Annotated in this window: 19 protein-coding genes and 1 tRNA gene; 5 read left to right on the forward strand and 15 right to left on the reverse strand. The window is 65.3% G+C overall.

The genetic code is table 11. The annotated features are described in order from the left end of the window. Positions 1-5: 5 nt before the first annotated feature. The 5 genes from AOA14_RS01430 to AOA14_RS01450 form a co-directional block, all read right to left on the reverse strand. Positions 6-947 (reverse strand): hemolysin family protein, encoded by a 942-nt coding sequence (locus AOA14_RS01430; RefSeq protein ID WP_062900474.1) that lies wholly within the window; start codon positions 945-947, stop codon positions 6-8. A 17-nt stretch (positions 948-964) separates the two neighbouring features. Continuing rightward, positions 965-1471: an rRNA maturation RNase YbeY gene (gene ybeY / locus AOA14_RS01435; RefSeq protein WP_062900475.1), complete on the reverse strand. Its 507-nt coding sequence runs from the start codon at positions 1469-1471 to the stop codon at positions 965-967. A 118-nt stretch (positions 1472-1589) separates the two neighbouring features. Beyond that, a complete protein-coding gene (locus tag AOA14_RS01440) occupies positions 1590-3674 on the reverse strand; it encodes a transglycosylase domain-containing protein (protein ID WP_062900476.1) in 2085 nt (694 codons plus the stop codon). Between the two features lie 73 nt (positions 3675-3747). Next, positions 3748-4620: a sigma-70 family RNA polymerase sigma factor gene (locus tag AOA14_RS01445; protein ID WP_062900477.1), complete on the reverse strand. Its 873-nt coding sequence runs from the start codon at positions 4618-4620 to the stop codon at positions 3748-3750. Further along, positions 4617-5069 (reverse strand): carboxymuconolactone decarboxylase family protein, encoded by a 453-nt coding sequence (locus AOA14_RS01450; protein ID WP_062900478.1) that lies wholly within the window; start codon positions 5067-5069, stop codon positions 4617-4619. The genes AOA14_RS01445 and AOA14_RS01450 overlap by 4 nt, the downstream gene beginning before the upstream one ends. A 138-nt stretch (positions 5070-5207) precedes the next feature. Here AOA14_RS01450 and AOA14_RS01455 point away from each other — a divergent pair, with 138 nt between their 5' ends. Further along, positions 5208-5591 (forward strand): DoxX family protein, encoded by a 384-nt coding sequence (locus AOA14_RS01455; RefSeq protein WP_062900479.1) that lies wholly within the window; start codon positions 5208-5210, stop codon positions 5589-5591. A gap of 29 nt (positions 5592-5620) precedes the next feature. On the opposite strand, the gene AOA14_RS01460 is transcribed toward AOA14_RS01455, so the two are convergent. The 9 genes from AOA14_RS01460 to AOA14_RS01500 all read right to left on the reverse strand — a co-directional run bounded on the left by AOA14_RS01460 (position 5621) and on the right by AOA14_RS01500 (position 12280). Next, positions 5621-6628 carry a PhoH family protein gene (locus AOA14_RS01460; RefSeq protein WP_062900480.1) on the reverse strand — a complete coding sequence of 336 codons (1008 nt, stop codon included), beginning with the start codon at positions 6626-6628 and terminating at the stop codon, positions 5621-5623. 135 nt (positions 6629-6763) lie between these two features. After that, entirely contained in the window at positions 6764-8116 is a 1353-nt protein-coding gene (gene miaB / locus AOA14_RS01465) for a tRNA (N6-isopentenyl adenosine(37)-C2)-methylthiotransferase MiaB (RefSeq protein WP_062900481.1), read from the reverse strand. Positions 8117-8123: 7 nt separating this feature from the next. Next, entirely contained in the window at positions 8124-8921 is a 798-nt protein-coding gene (locus AOA14_RS01470; protein ID WP_238929707.1) for a lysophospholipid acyltransferase family protein, read from the reverse strand. After that, on the reverse strand, positions 8890-9315 hold the full coding sequence (locus AOA14_RS01475) for a Fur family transcriptional regulator (RefSeq protein WP_003039883.1): 426 nt from the start codon (positions 9313-9315) through the stop codon (positions 8890-8892). Before AOA14_RS01475 ends, AOA14_RS01470 begins: the two co-directional genes overlap by 32 nt. 124 nt (positions 9316-9439) lie before the next feature. After that, positions 9440-9871 (reverse strand): Ros/MucR family transcriptional regulator, encoded by a 432-nt coding sequence (locus AOA14_RS01480; RefSeq protein ID WP_062902952.1) that lies wholly within the window; start codon positions 9869-9871, stop codon positions 9440-9442. A gap of 112 nt (positions 9872-9983) precedes the next feature. Further along, positions 9984-10463: a GNAT family N-acetyltransferase gene (locus AOA14_RS01485; RefSeq protein WP_062900482.1), complete on the reverse strand. Its 480-nt coding sequence runs from the start codon at positions 10461-10463 to the stop codon at positions 9984-9986. Further along, positions 10460-11104: a tRNA (adenosine(37)-N6)-threonylcarbamoyltransferase complex dimerization subunit type 1 TsaB gene (gene tsaB, locus AOA14_RS01490; protein ID WP_062900483.1), complete on the reverse strand. Its 645-nt coding sequence runs from the start codon at positions 11102-11104 to the stop codon at positions 10460-10462. Before tsaB ends, AOA14_RS01485 begins: the two co-directional genes overlap by 4 nt. Beyond that, positions 11079-11672, reverse strand: coding sequence for a malonic semialdehyde reductase (locus AOA14_RS01495; RefSeq protein WP_062900484.1), 594 nt, complete (start codon positions 11670-11672; stop codon positions 11079-11081). Before AOA14_RS01495 ends, tsaB begins: the two co-directional genes overlap by 26 nt. A gap of 29 nt (positions 11673-11701) precedes the next feature. Then, positions 11702-12280: a NifU family protein gene (locus tag AOA14_RS01500; RefSeq protein WP_062900485.1), complete on the reverse strand. Its 579-nt coding sequence runs from the start codon at positions 12278-12280 to the stop codon at positions 11702-11704. Between the two features lie 62 nt (positions 12281-12342). On the opposite strand from AOA14_RS01500, the gene AOA14_RS01505 reads away from it, so the two are divergent. The 3 genes from AOA14_RS01505 (at position 12343) to AOA14_RS01515 (ending at position 14129) form a co-directional block, all read left to right on the forward strand. Then, complete coding sequence (locus tag AOA14_RS01505) at positions 12343-13215, forward strand: hypothetical protein (protein WP_062902953.1); 873 nt, start codon at positions 12343-12345, stop codon at positions 13213-13215. 20 nt (positions 13216-13235) lie between these two features. Continuing rightward, a tRNA-Thr gene (locus AOA14_RS01510) sits at positions 13236-13311 on the forward strand. Positions 13312-13634: 323 nt separating this feature from the next. Continuing rightward, positions 13635-14129, forward strand: coding sequence for a hypothetical protein (locus AOA14_RS01515; RefSeq protein WP_062900486.1), 495 nt, complete (start codon positions 13635-13637; stop codon positions 14127-14129). Positions 14130-14617: 488 nt separating this feature from the next. Here the strand turns inward: AOA14_RS01515 and AOA14_RS19095 are convergent, their stop codons facing one another. Continuing rightward, a complete protein-coding gene (locus tag AOA14_RS19095; protein ID WP_082819779.1) occupies positions 14618-14788 on the reverse strand; it encodes a DUF1328 domain-containing protein in 171 nt (56 codons plus the stop codon). A gap of 355 nt (positions 14789-15143) precedes the next feature. Here AOA14_RS19095 and AOA14_RS01525 point away from each other — a divergent pair, with 355 nt between their 5' ends. Continuing rightward, a complete protein-coding gene (locus AOA14_RS01525) occupies positions 15144-15428 on the forward strand; it encodes a hypothetical protein (protein ID WP_062900488.1) in 285 nt (94 codons plus the stop codon). Positions 15429-15459: the final 31 nt, after the last annotated feature.

Here is a 15459-nt window from a genome sequence, read left to right on the forward strand (position 1 = left end):
ATTCGTCAGAAGTCGGCGCCGCGGTCGGCCGAGGCTTCCAGGTCGACAACCACCGGCGGATGCAGGCGCAGACGATGGACGCGCTTTTCATCGGCCTCAGTGATTTCGATGCGCCACCCGCTCGAGTGGTGCAGCACCTCGCCGACCGCCGGGACATGCCCCGCGAGCACCGCAGCGAGGCCGCCGAGCGTGTCGACATCTTCGTCGACTTCGGCAAGGCGCGGGTCGATTACTTCGCCAATATCGTCGAGTTCGGCGCGCGCATCGGCGTCCCAGCAGCCGTCGGCGCCGGGCACGAACAGCGCGGTCGGCTCGTCGTCATGCTCATCCTCGATCTCACCGACGATTTCCTCGACCAGATCTTCGATCGTGACCAGGCCGTCGGTGCCCGAATATTCGTCGATGACGATCGCGAGGTGCGTGCGCTTCGCGCGCATTTCAGCGAGCAGGTCGAGCACGCCCATCGATTGCGGCACATAGAGCGGCTGACGCAACAGGTCGAGCAGCGGCGGCGGCGTGCGCCCTTCGGCCAGGACCGCGAACACGTCCTTGACGTGGATCATCCCGACGACCTCGTCGAGCGTTTCGCGATAGACCGGCAGGCGGCTGTGCCCCGCATCGGCAAAGATCGCGACGATTTCCTCGAAGCTGGCGCTTTCCGAAATCGCGATGATCTCGCCGCGCGGCACCGCCACATCGTCGACCGTCTGTTCGCCGAAATGCAGCAGGTTGCGCAGCATCTTGCGTTCGATGGGCGACAGATCGCCGACGATGCTGCTGCCGCGGCGCTCGGCGCCCTCTTCCTCGGCCTCGTCGATGACCTCTTCGATCTGCTCGCGCAGCGACGGTTCGCTGTTACCGCCGAACAGCAACGTCCGTATTCCGGCCCACAGGCCGGACCTACTGTCCTCTTCCGATCGGGTCGAAGACCCCTGCTCGTCGGGCATGTCTCTCGCTTTTGCCGTTAATCCTGCACCGCATATGGATTGGCGATGCCCAGCGATGCAAGGGCTTTCACTTCCAAAGCCTCCATCGCCTCGGCGCCATGATCGTCGACATGGTCATAACCGACCAGATGCAGCATCCCGTGCACGATCAGATGAGTCGCATGATCGGCGACCGAAACCCCCTTCTCCGCGGCCTCCCGCACGCAGGTTTCGCGCGCCAGCACGATGTCGCCGAGCAATATCTCGCCATCGTCGCTGTTGCTCATCGTTTCGAGAAGATCGGGCTGGACCTGCGGGAAGGACAGGACGTTGGTCGGCTTGTCCTTCCCGCGGAAATCGCGGTTGAGCGCGTGAACTTCATCATCGTTGGTCAGGCGGATCGCCACCTCGACAAGCGGCGCGGCATCGGCCAGCGCGGCGTAAGGCGTCAGCGCGAGCGCGGCCGCGGCCGCCTCACCGGCGCGCACCTGCCAATCGAGATCGTCGGGCCAGGGGCTGGCCTCGTGCGTTTCGACGCTCAGCATGGCCGGATCGCGGCCGCGGGCCGGCTGCGCTTGTCAACGGAGAGAATCGGCGTGATCATTGCCCCTCGCTACTGCCGCACCGCGCCATGCGCCATGCGAAACTGCTTGCCCACGCCTGTTACGGCGGCGGGGCCGGTGCCGGCTGGGGCTGCGCCGACGGAGTTGCCGGTGTCGGGGGCGGCCCTTGCCTCGAGGGTGGCTGACGGTCACCGATCGGGAGGCGCAGATCGACGCGTGTGCCGCCGATTTCGGTGCTGATGACCGCATTGCCGTCCTCGACCCCGATGCTCGTCTTGTCCCCGACCGGGATCGTCCCGATGTCGGGCACGTCAAGCGGCTGGACCGGTCCCGCAGGATCGGCAGCCGGCGGCGGCTTCTTCGGTTCGGCGCCGCGGCCGCTGGCCTGCACCATGAAATCGCGCCAGATTCGCGCCGGCACGCCGCCGCCGGTCACACCTTGCAGCGGCGAATTATCGTCGTTGCCCACCCACACGCCGACGACCAGCCCATCGGTATAGCCGATGAAATAGGCGTCGCGATTGTCCTGGCTCGTCCCCGTCTTGCCAAAGCCGGCGATCGGCAGCCGCGCCGCGCGCCCGGTACCGCGATTGACGACGGCGCCCAGCATATCCTCTATCCCGTCATGCTCGCGCGCCGAAAAATGGCTGGCCCCCCAGACCATATTTTCGAACCAGCCCTTGTCCTCGCTCTTGAAGGCGTGCGGCACGACCGGATAGGCGTTCGCCGCCACCGCAGCATAGGCGGCGGTCAGTTCCATCAACGTCATCGTCGAGGTACCGAGCGCCAGGCTCGGATCATCCTTGGCCAGCGGCGCGGTCACGCCCAGATCGCGCGCCATCGCGATGACGCGGTCATCGCCCACCTCCTGCAGCAGTCGCACCGCCGCGACGTTGCTCGAGGTCGCGAAGGCGTCTTCCAGCGTGATGCTCGGCGAATAGATGCCGCTGGCGTTTTTCGGCCGATAGGTGCCGGTTTCGATCGGCCCGTTGGCGATGCGGTCGTCGGGGCGCCAGCCCTTGCGCAGCGCCGCGAGATAGACGAACAGCTTGAAGGTCGATCCGGGCTGGCGCCGTGCCTGCGTAGCACGGTTGAACGGCGATGCGGCATAGTCGCGCCCGCCGATCATCGCGACGACCTCGCCATCGGGGCGCATCGCGACCAGCGCCACCTGCGATTTGCCGAGCGCGGCGCGATTGACCGCACGCCGCGCCGCCGCCTGCAAACGGGCGTCGAGCGTCGTCGTGATCGTCTGGCGCGCATAGCCGATGTCGCTTAGCTTGCGGGCCTGCGGCAGCGCCCAGTCGGCGAAATAGGTGCCGGTGGGCAGGTCGTCGCGCTCGCGCACGTCGATACGCGGCGGCCGCATCGCTTTCGCCTCGGCTGCGGTCAGATAACCCTCGCGCGCCATCGCCTGCACGACCAGCCGCATCCGCTTTTCAGCCAGATCGGGGTTCTTGGTCGGGGCGAGCCGCGACGGCGCCTGCACCAGCCCCGCCAGCATCGCCGCCTGCGCCGGGGTCAGCTTTTCGGGCTGGCGATAGAAATAATGGAGCGACGCGGCGCGCAAACCATAGGTGTTATCGCCGAAATAGGCGTTCGACAGATAGCGTTCGAGGATCTCGTCCTTGGTCAGCCAGGCTTCGAGCCAGAAGGCGATCAGCGCCTCGCGCGCCTTGCGGCCCAGCGTACGCTTGGGCGTCAGGAAGGTGAATTTGGCGAGCTGCTGCGTGATCGTGCTGCCGCCCTGCGTGCGGCCGCCGGTAACATTGCTCCACACCGCCCGCGCGACGCTGCGCGGATCGACGCCCCAATGATTGTAGAAACGGCGGTCCTCGATCGCGATGAAGGCCTGCGTGACATGATCGGGCAGGTCGGCGACCTTCACTGGCTTGTCGACTACCGCACCGATGCGCGCGATCGGGGTGCCGTTCGATGCGAGCAGGGTAATCTGCGGCGGCGCAATCGGTTCGAGCGATTTCGACAGCGGCGCCGTAATCGCCAGCCAGCCGACGAGCAGGATGAAGAGGACCGCAAAGGCCGCAATGCCGCGCGACAGCCAGCGCAGCCATCGTGGCCGCGGCTTCTTCGCGCCCGCCGGCGTCGCAGGCGTTTCGGCAAGCGGAAACAGCGGTTCTTCAATCGCCGGAGGCGGAGGATCATCGGAAAACGGGAAAGCGGTCATTCTTCGCGCCGTATTACACGCCCAATACAGAGCGCGCAATCGCTCCTGCGGCGAAGCGCAATCGGGCGGCGCTTCAGTGCATGTGGCGCAGCTTGTCGGGGTTACGCACGATATAGATGCCGACGACCAGCCCGTCCTCGATTTCCAGCGCGGTCGTCTGATATTCGCCGTCGGCCTCGCGCGTCACGAAGCCGGGCAGTCCGTTGATCGTCCCGACCTCGACCAGCATTGAGGCATGTTTTCCGAACAGGACCGCCAGGCTGCGATGCACGCGCATGACGAGGTTGAAGCCGAGTACCGGCTGCATCGCCGCGGGCCGCTTGCCGCCGCCGTCGGACCACATGCCGACATCGGCCGCGAGCAGGCTGCCGAGCGCGCTCATGTCACCGCTCCGCGACGCCGCGAAGAAGGCGCTCGCGATTTCGAGTCCGCGCTCGCGCTCGAGCCGATAGCGCGGGCGCGCGTCGCGGACGTGGGCGCGGGCACGGGTCGCGAGCTGGCGCGTCGCCGCCGCATCGCGGCCAATCGTCGCCGCGACTTCGTCGAACCCGACGCCGAAGACGTCATGGAGCAGAAAGGCTGCACGTTCGAGCGGCGACAGCCGTTCGAGCGCAAGCATCAGCGGCAGCGTAACATCGTCGTCGGGTTCCTCGCCGACGATCGGATCGGGGAGCCACGGCCCGACATAGGTTTCGCGCCGCGCCCGCGCCGATTTGAGCTGGTCGAGGCAGAGCCGCGTCACGGTACGCCGCAGAAAGGCAGCAGGCTCATGCACCGCCGCACGATCGGCGCCGAGCCAGCGGATGAAGGCGTCCTGCACCACATCCTCGGCATCGGCGACCGACCCGAGCATGCGATAGGCGACGCGCGTCAGCAGCGGACGCAGCGGGTCGAAACTCGCCGCCGCATCCGCCGCGTCCGCGTGCGAAGGTGCCGTCCCCGTCACGCGGCGCGGGCCGGCTGTTCGTACCAAAGGTCGAAACCGACCGCGATGCGGTTCCATCCGTTGATGATGTTGATCATCAGCGTCAGCTTCACCTGTTCCTCCGGTGTGAATTCGGCCTCGAGCGCCGCCTTGGCTTCGCCCTGTGTGTGCCCCTGCGACAGGCGCGTCAAGGCGTCGGTCCAGGCGAGCGCCGCGCGTTCGCGAGGCGTATAGCAGGGCGCCTCGCGCCATGCCGCCAGCAGATAGATGCGCTGCTCGCTCTCGCCGCCGGCGCGCGCTTCGGCGGTGTGCATGTTGATGCAATTGGCGCAGCCGTTGACGATCGAGGCGCGGATCTTGACGAGTTCGATCAGGCTTTTCTCGAGGCTGTCCTGCACCGCGAGCGAAACCGCCATCCACTGCTTCATCAACTGCGGCGCTGCGGCGAAGGGGTCGGTTACCTTGGTCATGTCATCACTCCTTTGTTCGGGTTGTGCCGACATGACGAGGCAGCGCCGGTCGATTGTGACATGGCGCGCGAATAAATTTCGCGGCGACGGCTTTTTGCGATAGCTTCGCCCATCGACAACGACCGAAGGGGGCGTGTGATGAAGTTTCTCGATGGATATCGTGAACAGGCCTATGCGCTGCTGCGCATTGTCGCCGGCTTGCTGTTCCTCGCGCACGGAGTGCAGAAATTCTTCAATTTCCCGACCGATTTTCCGATGCCGCTCAACCCGATGCTCTATGCCGCCGGAACGATCGAACTCGTCGCGGGCGCACTGATCATCATCGGCCTGTTCACGCGGCCCGCGGCCTTCATCGCCAGTGGAATGTCGGCGGTCGGTTATTGGGTCGCCCACGCGCCGAACGGGCTCTATCCGATCGTCAACGGCGGCGAGACGATCATCCTCTACACCTTCATCTTCCTGTTCATCGCGACGCGCGGCGCCGGGATATGGAGCATCGACGCCAGCCGCTCCAAAGGCTGAACGGCCTTGGCGTCAGGGCGCCGTAGCGCTCAGCTTCCCGGCCCCTCATAGGCTTCGACGATCCGCCCGACGATGGGGTGACGCACGACGTCGGCGCTCGTGAAGCGGCTGACGTTGATGCCTTCGAGACCTTCGAGCCGCGCGACCGCATCGGCGAGGCCCGATGTCGCGGGCAGCGGCAGGTCGACCTGCTTCGGGTCGCCGCAGATCACCATGCGGCTGTTCATGCCGAAGCGGGTGAGGAACATCTTCATCTGCGGGATCGTCGTATTCTGCGCTTCGTCGAGGATGATGAAGGCATCGGCGAGCGTGCGCCCACGCATGAAGGCAAGCGGGGCAATCTCGATCTCGCCGCTCGCGATGCGACGTTCGACCTGCTCGGCGGGCAGGCAATCGTGCAGCGCGTCGTAGAGCGGGCGCAGATAGGGATCGACCTTTTCCTTCATGTCGCCAGGCAGGAAGCCGAGCTTCTCGCCCGCCTCGACCGCCGGGCGCGACAGGATCAGGCGCTGGACGCTGCCGGTGATGAGCTGGGCTACGGCCTGCGCGACCGCAAGATAAGTCTTGCCCGTGCCCGCGGGACCGAGCGCGAATATCACGTCGTCGCGCGCCAGCGCCTGCATATAGGGGATTTGCGACGGCGCGCGCGGGACGATCGTCTTTTTGCGCGTGCGGATCATCACCGGCGGCGCGTCGCTGGTTTCGTGGCGGATGATGCCGTCGAGCGTCGGCTGCGCCGTCATCGCGATCACCGCATCGACCAGCCCGCTGTCAATCTCTTCCCCGCGTTCGATCCGCGTATAAATTTCGGTCAGCACATCGCGCGCGCGCGCCGCGGCCTCGGCCTCCCCTTCGATCTGCACGCGGTTGCCGCGCGCCGAAATATAGACGCCGAGCCTGTTCTCGATCGCCACCAGATTACGGTCGAACTCGCCGAACAATATGCCCAGAAGCTGGGTTCGCTCGAACTCCACCGACAATCGGACGCGGTCGCCGGGTTCGGCGGGCAATGCGGCGGTCAGCGGGCGTTTCGACACGTGGGCAGGGCTCCTTCTTTCAGCAACAACCTGTGTACTCCCGCGAAGGCGGGAGTCCATCTCCCGTGGCACCCGAATGCGGCGAAAGGAGATGGGTCCCCGCCTTCGCAGGAACACCCAAACTCAAAGCCGGCACTAGGCCACCGCTTCCATCAACGGCTCGGCCCCGAGGCTGTTGGGCCCGGCCGATGCAATGCGCACATCGACCATGTCGCCGATCGCCAGCCCCGGCGCCGTCACATGCACCGATTGCAGCCAGGGCGACTTGCCGATCAACTGGCCGTCATGCTTGCCCTTGCGCTCGAGCAGCAGGCGCGTCGCGCGCCCGACCGTCGCTTCGTTGAATGCCTGCTGCTGCTGATTGAGCAGCGCCTGCAGCCGCTGGAGGCGGTCGTTCATCACCGCTTCGTCAATCTGCTCGTCCATCGTCGCCGCGGGCGTGCCGGGGCGGCGCGAATATTTGAAGCTGTACGCCATCGCGTAATTGGTCGCGCGCACGATATCGAGCGTCGCCTCGAAATCGGCCTCATCCTCGCCCGGAAAGCCGACGATGAAGTCACCCGAGATCGCAATGTCGGGGCGCGCCGCGCGAACGCGTTCGATGACGCGCAAATAGCTGTCGACGCTATGGCTGCGGTTCATCGCCGCGAGGATGCGGTCGCTGCCCGCCTGCACCGGCAGGTGAAGGAATGGCATCAGCTTGTCGACCTCGCCATGCGCCGCGATCAGCCCGTCGGTCATGTCGTTCGGGTGGCTCGTGGTATAGCGGATGCGCTCCAGCCCGCCCTCCCGCGCAAGCTCGCGGATCAGGCCGTCAAGGCCGATCGCCCGGCCCTTGTCATCCTCGCCGTCCCACGCGTTCACATTCTGCCCGAGCAGGGTGATTTCGCGCACCCCGCCCGCGATGAGCGCGCGCGCCTCGGTGATCAGGTCGGCGAACGGCCGGCTGATCTCGGCGCCGCGCGTATAGGGCACGACGCAGTAGGTACAGAATTTGTCGCAGCCTTCCTGCACGGTCAAAAAGGCCGTCGGGCGCTGACCGCCCGCGCGCTTTGGCAGCGCGCCGAACTTGCTTTCGAGCGGCATGTCGAGGTCGATCGCCTTTTCGCCGCGTTCGGCGCGCGCGATCAGGTCGGGCAACCGGTGATAGGCCTGCGGGCCGACGACGACATCGACGCTCGGCGCGCGGCGCGCGATTTCGGCGCCCTCGGCCTGCGCGACGCAGCCCGCGACCGCGATCGTCGGCGTACTGCCGTCCTCGCGCTTCAGCCGGCCGATGTCCGAATAGACCTTCTCGGCCGCCTTTTCGCGGATGTGGCAGGTGTTGAGCACGACCAGATCGGCATCGGCGCCGTCCGCGGCGGGAACATAACCCTGCGCGCCCAGCATCTCCGACATGCGTTCGCCGTCATAGACGTTCATCTGGCAGCCGAAGGATTTGACGTGGAAGGTCTTGGCGGGATTTTTGGCGGGGGAGTCGGATGTCATCGGCGCCCTATAGGCGATGGCGGCTGATCGCGGAAGGGTTTGGCGTCTGCGCCATCGCGCCGGCGATCGCGGCGCGCGCGGCCTCGGCCAATAGCTTGCGGTCCGCCTCGGCATCGTTGGGCAGCGGATCGAGATAATGGATGGTCAATGTGATCGGCCGCTTGCGCGCGAGCAGACGCTTGAAATTGTCGAGGCCCGATTCGGGATCGAGCCACGCAATATCGGGAGCCTCGACCCCATAGTCGAGAAACACCGGCTGCACCTGGAGCGTTGGCGGCGTCGGAATCACCGCCTGCAACAGCGACGGCCGGAATGGCAGCAAGCCGTCGCCGGGCCCCGTCGTCCCTTCAGGAAACAGCGTCACCGGGCGCCCGCGCGCAAGCGCATTGCGCAGATCGTTCGTCTGATTGTGAATCTCGCGCTTCGCCTCACGCTGGACATAGATGGTGTGATTCTGGTCGGCGAGCCAGCCGACGAGCGGCGTCGTGCCGACCTCGGCCTTGGACACGAAGGCCGATCGCGCCGCACCGCCGAGCGCCAAAATGTCGAGCCAGCTGACATGGTTCGACACGAACAGGACATCGCGGCGCAGCCGCGTCCCGGTGGTCGTGACCCGCAAACCCGCGATCCAGCCAACCGCGTTCAGAAAGGCCATGACCATCGGCGATGGCCGCCCGATGGCGCGGTAGAAAAGGTGCGGGACGATCAGGAAAAGGAGCGTCAGCACCATCAGCGCAAGGCGGAAGACCGAGCGCCAGGTGATCCGGGCGCGATCAGTCGCGCTTGCGATCGATGGCGACACCATAAAGCTCCATGCGGTGATCGACGAGGCGGAAGCCCAGCCGTTCGGCGATCACCTTCTGCAACGCTTCGAGTTCGGGATCGACGAATTCGATCACCTTTCCCGTTTCGACGTCGATCAGATGATCGTGATGCGCCTCTGGCGCGGCTTCGTAGCGCGAACGGCCATCGCCGAAATCATGGCGGTCGAGGATGCCCGCTTCTTCGAACAGGCGCACGGTACGATAAACGGTGGCGATCGAAATGCCGCTGTCGATCTTCGACGCGCGCTCATAAAGCGTTTCGACGTCGGGATGATCTTCGGAATCCGAAATCACGCGCGCGATGATGCGACGCTGTTCGGTAATCCGCAGGCCCTTTTCATGGCAAAGGGCTTCAAGATCGATGGAACCGGGCATGATGGCCTTTCGTGCAAAGCGCGCAGGTCGCGTCCTGTTTCTTCAATCTGTATAGGGTCGCCCCGCGCATAGAACAAGGGCGGCGCCCCCCGGCACCGCCCCTGCATTCTGCGCCGTGAAAAGCTCAGACTTTCTTGCGCTTGCGGCCACCGCCGCGTCCCTTGGTGCCCAGGCCGATTTCCTTGGCGAGCGCGCGGCGCCGTTCGGCATAATTGGGAGCGACCATCGGATAATCGGCTGGAAGGCCCCACTTTGCGCGATAATCGTCGGGCGTCATGCCATAGTGGGTCATCAGGTGGCGGCGAAGCATTTTCAGCTTCTTGCCGTCTTCCAGACACACGATATGGTCAGGCTTCACCGACGCGCGGATCGATACCGCGGGCACCGGCTTTTCTTCTTCGACCGCCTTTTCGCCAAGGTTCGACAAGGCGGTGTGGACGTTGTTGATCAGGATTGCGAGATCTGAAATCGCGACGCTGTTATTGCTGACATGCGCCGCGACGATGTCGGCAGTCAGTGTGACGAGCATTTCATTTGTATCGGCAGACTCCGACATGAAACTCATTCCCCATATAAAGACCCGGATAATCAGCGATTTGATTATTGGGGGGTTCCTACCCCGAGGAAATTCATGCCATTTTGGTGGGAATTTCGCAATGCCTCAATTGCTAATGATCAGCGTCCTTGACTGGGCGCCGCATCGTAATCGCATCGCGCATTACGCCATCGCGCCCGCGATAATAAGCAGGGCGCCGTCCGCACTCCGTAAAACCCGACGCCCGGTAAAGATGAATAGCGTCATTGTCGGCCCGCATTTCAAGGAAATAGTCTTCGGCGCCTTCGCCCGATGCCCAATTCTGCCAGTCGGTCATGAGTTTTTTTGCGACGCCGCGGCCGCGAAAGGCCGGGTCGACCGCGAGCAGGAGCAATTCGCTTTCGGGACCGGCGATCCGCGCCGCATAAAAGCCGCACGCCCGCTCCCCGACCCATGCCAGACAGATGCGCGCCGAAGGTAGCGCGAACAGCGTCAGCAACTGACCTGCACTCCACGCTTCGCCATAGGCGGGTTCGAACGCCGCATCCATGATCCGCATCGCCGCGTTCAGGTCTGCGACGCGCGCGGTGGCGATCCGCACTGCCTCGCTCATGGCGTCGCCATCGGTTTTGCGTCGGGCGCCCGCCCGTAAATGGGACGGGGGTGATCGAACAGGGCTTCCGCCGGCAGCGCAGGCAGCGCACGCGCGTCGGGCAGCATAACGAGCGCTTCGCCGAAGCCGCGGCGCGCGACGAAAACGTCGGCGCGGTTCCCGACTATCAAGCCATCCGCGTTCTCTACGGCGACTTCGGGTAACAGCGATTGAACTGGCCCGCGCGGCGTCAGCTTGGCGCCGAAGGGCTGGACGAACCATTGGCCGTGCCCGCCCTCCATGACGACGAGCGCGCCGCCTGCCGCCGCAATCGGCGCGGCCGCTGCCGCGGCGACGAGGGCGGGGGTCGAAAAGCCCCGGACCGGGACGCCCCAGGCCAGTCCCAGCGCGCGCGCCGCTGCGACGCCGATCCGCACGCCGGCAAAGCTGCCGGGCCCGCAGCCCACCAAAATCCCGGCTGCTCGTCCACCGCCTTGCAGTTCGGCGATCAGGGGGATCAACCGTTCGGCATGACCGCGCCCGATCACCTCGTGCCGCACATCGACGATGCGCGCGCCATCGATCAGCGCGACCGTGCAGGCCTCGCTGGCACAATCGATGACGAGCCGGAGCGCGTCAGGCGATGCGGTTGAAGCGGTCAAAGTCCGGCCGCGGGCTGCGCTCGAAGATGCTCGCCGGATCGCCATAGCCCAGCGTCGAGATGAAATTGCTCTTCACATTCGGCGTATCGGCGAAAAATGCGGCGTCGACAGCGTCATTGTTGAACCCCGACATCGGTCCGGTATCGAGCCCGAGCGCCCGCGCGGCCAGGATGAAATAGCCCCCCTGCAGACTGGAGTTGCGGAACGCGGTTGTCGCCGCGTGCGGCGCATTGCCAGCAAACCAGCTCCGCGCGTCGGTGTGCGGAAACAGTTCGGGCAGATGTTCGTAGAATTCATTGTCCATCGCGATGATCGCAGTGACCGGCGCCTTCAATATCTTTTCGGCGTTCGCGGGCATCGACAGCGCGGCGAGCTTTTCCTTGGCGGCGTCCGAAACGCACCAGACAATGCGCGCGGGCAGACTGTTCGCGCTCGTCGGGCCGAATTTCATCAGATCCCAGATCGCGCGAAGCTGCGCGTCCGACACCGGCTTGTCGAGATAGCCGTTGTAGGTACGCGCGGTGCGGAAAAGCTGGTCGAGGGCGCTGTCGGAAAGCGGCTCGCTCATCGGGACATACTCCTGTGGCTGGGATCAGATCAGACCGCGTGGACAGCGGTGACTTCGGGAACATAATGTTTGAGCAGCGACTCGATTCCGTTCTTGAGCGTCGCAGTCGACGAGGGACAGCCGGCGCAGGCGCCCTGCATCTTCAGATAGACATTGCCCTTGTCGAACCCGCGATAGACGATGTCGCCGCCGTCGTTAGCGACCGCCGGGCGGACGCGCGTTTCGATCAATTCCTTGATCTGGTCGATGATGTCGGCATCGGCCGGATCGTCGGCAAAGCCGTCCTCCGCGTCGCCCGGAACGCTGATCCCCGCAGCACTCGCCGGGTTGAACAGCGGCATATCGCCCAGGAAATGATCCATGATGATGCCCAGCACATCGGGCTTCGCCATCGACCATTCGGCGCCGGGCGCGATCGTCACCGACACGAAGTCACGCCCGAAGAAGACGCCGCTTACGTCGCCGAGCGTGAACAATGCCTGCGCCAGGGGCGAGGCTTCGGCCTCTTCGGGGCTGGCAAAGTCGCGGGTTCCCGTTTCCATGACCGGACGGCCGGGCAGGAATTTGAGCGTCGCGGGGTTCGGAGTCGGTTCGGTTTCGATCAGCATGGGTCGCATTTGGGACCGCGCGGCCCTTTGTGCAAGCCGCCGCGCCGCGCTACACGCCAAATATGCGCCGTTTCACCCATTTTGCCGCCATCGACTGGTCGGGCGCCCGCGGCGCGCGCCAGCGTGGCATTGCACTCGCCGTGGCGAGCGGCGGGGCGGCGCCGGTGCTTGTCCGGCCGGGGCATGTCTGGTCGCGCGCGGAGATATTCGACTGGCTCTGCGACGTTGCCGCTCAAGGCATCGACATTCTGATCGGCTTCGATTTTTCGGCCGCATTCGCCTTTGCCGACCGCCACGCCTATTTCCCCAAATGGTCCGACAGTCCGCCCGATATGCGCGCGCTGTGGGCGCTCGTCGCGCGCCATGCAGCGGACGATCCGCATTTCGAGGCGCATGGCTTTCTGAACAATGTGGAAGCCCGCCGCCATTTCCGCCATGCAAAGGGCGATGTCGGCGACTTGTTCGAGGGCGGTACGGGCCGGCTGCGTATCGTCGAACAGCATCAGCGCGCGACGCGCCAGGCGGCGAGTGTGAGCAATTTCAACCTCGTCGGTGCGGCGCAGGTCGGCAAGGCAAGCCTGTCGGGGATGCGGCTACTCCACCATCTCGGCGGCGCTCTCCCACTCTGGCCGCTCGATCCGGCGCCCCCGCGCGGCCCGCTGCTCGTCGAAATCTACACCGCGCTTGCCGCGCGCGCCGCAGGCGTGCCCGCCGGACGCAGCAAGATCCGCGACGGCGCCGCGCTCGACACCGCGCTCGCGGCGCTCGGCTCGCCGCCGGCGGGGCTTGCGGGCCCGGTCAGCGACCATGCAAGCGACGCGCTGCTCAGCTCCGCGTGGCTTCGCGCGATCGCCGCCGATACCGCGCCCTGGTCTCCCGCACCGCTCACCCCGACGATCGCGCGCACGGAGGGCTGGACCTTTGGCATAATTTGACGCAAGGGGCGCGAACGCGCGCCGGCTTAGCTCAGTTGGTAGAGCAACCGCCTTGTAAGCGGTAGGTCGTCAGTTCGAGTCTGACAGCCGGCACCATCTAAAGCGCTGAAATCTGCAGTTTTTGCCAATTTTCGGCAGTTTTTCTGCTATCACCGTGGTTATCGCCCCCCCCAGATTGTCTCCGTTTGCTCCACCCCATCGCAGGGCACCCAGCTACTGCATTTCCGGCTCGTCTCACCGGCACCCGTCACCACAGAGGTCGAGTTTGACACGCGCCGCCATTGGGACCGCGAATTCCGCATGCGCAGCCTCGCCTGATGCCCCGATACGGGACGGGGTGAAGCCTCGCTCGCTCCGCAATATCAGGGCAACGTCTGGCGCCCGCGCGCGTTAGGCAAAGAGAATTGGAAAGGAAGACCATGGTGCGGTTGCTGCTTGTGATGACGTCGGCCCTGTCGATCGCCGCCGCGACGCTTTCGCTGCAATCCTGCGGCGCGAGTGATGTGGAGGCGGCGCCGCCGGCTGGCCCGCTTAACAATGTCGTGACCCTTCCCGACGGTTCGACGCTCGCCGCCGCCAAGGGCTCGCTTTCGCGCAACATCGCCGAGTGGCTGGCGTCGCGCGACGGGCAGAAGGGCGAGTTTGCATTTGGTGGCTTCGCCGAGGATCGGCCGATCCTGACGCGCGCAGGCATCGGGCAGGCGGCCGACCTTTCCAACATCCTGCGCGCGGCGCCCGCGGCTTCGATGGAAATTGCCGGTGACGCTGGGCAGGCGCGGGCGCTGGCGCATATGCTCGGCGACCGCGGCATAGCGCCTGATCGCATGAAGGTGGTTCCGGCGGCTGGACTGGGTAGTGTATGGCTGACGATCGACAGGGGCTCGACCGCCTCGTTGATAACCGCGAAATCCTGACGGCGTCATTCGGACCCTAGCGCCCGAAACCAATCGGCATAATCTGTATTTACCGCCATACGGCGATTGAGATCGGGGGCGCCATCCGACCACCACCCCGGTCCGCGCTCGCCGAGCCCCCGCTTCGCGCGATCGACCGCGGCCCTCGACCGCCGCATGGCGGCGGCGTCCCTCTCCTCGCGCGCCATGCGCACCGCCCGCCGCGCCGCCATTAGGTCGGAGACAAGACGCGCGCGCTCTTTTTCCGGCAAGTTGGGATTGGACATCCGCCAAAGACGACCGCGGACCACGAAATAACGGCCGTCGGGCGTCACCGGGTGGTGAAAAGATCGCTCTGGCACGTGCTGCCGCCCTTCCTCCCTCGGCGCAGCCGTCGGCCCGAACATGAGCTTAGGTGACCGGCGGCCGAAGGGTCGTGGGCCGCCGGCACCCGTCAGAAAAAGCGGACGAAAGATCGTCCACCCTTCCCGAACCAACGCCCGCGTCGATCAGGGCAACGTGCGGCGACCGCGCCCGAACAGAAAGGCGAGGACGAAAAGCACGACGCCGATGACGAGCAGAATTTTCGCAAAGCCGGCCGATAGACCGGCAATGCCGCCAAAGCCGAGAAGCGCGGCGATCAGCGCGACGACGGCGAAGATAATGGCCCATTTGAACATGAAATGTCTCCCGCGTTCCGGCCGCGCCGGTCCGCCTCCCCGCGTGCAGGCGTAGGAGCGGCAAGACGCGCCGTTCGGTCTATCCTTAGTGGATGCTCACCAAACGCTGCCGAACCGCGTTGGTTCCGGCCCCAATGCTCTGAATTTCCTTTCATAACATAGGTTAAGTCGATGTTTTCAAGTGATCTTTCAGGGGAGCAATGGCCGCGGCCGGGCGTCTCCCATGCGCGCCCGCCCCCGAGGGCGATCTGAGAAGGAGAGGCCATCATGGCGCAGAATAATCAGCAGGGCGGCAGTCAGCCGAACCAGAACCCCCGGCCAGAATCCCGGCCAGGACGGCGAGCAGAAAGGTTCGATGCCCCGCACCGACAAATCAAGCTACGCCGACAAGCAGAAGCGCAGAGCCGAGCATATCGAGAAGGGCTATGAAGAGCGCGGGGTGAGCGATGAGGAGGCCGAGCGCCGGGCTTGGGCGACGTTCAACAAGGAATCGGGTGGCGGCGACATGTCGGGGTCGGGCCGCGGCCATTCCGACACCCATGAATCCTCGCGCAAGGGCAGTTCCGGTCAAAGCCCTGAGAAGCGCTCTCACGCGGCAAAGAACGGATGGGAAACTCGGCGCCGCTACGGGAACGGATGAGGAGGCGGATAAGGATGGAGCGATTGCGGCC

It is taken from the genome of Sphingopyxis terrae subsp. terrae NBRC 15098, from assembly GCF_001610975.1.
Lineage (GTDB): Bacteria > Pseudomonadota > Alphaproteobacteria > Sphingomonadales > Sphingomonadaceae > Sphingopyxis > Sphingopyxis terrae_A.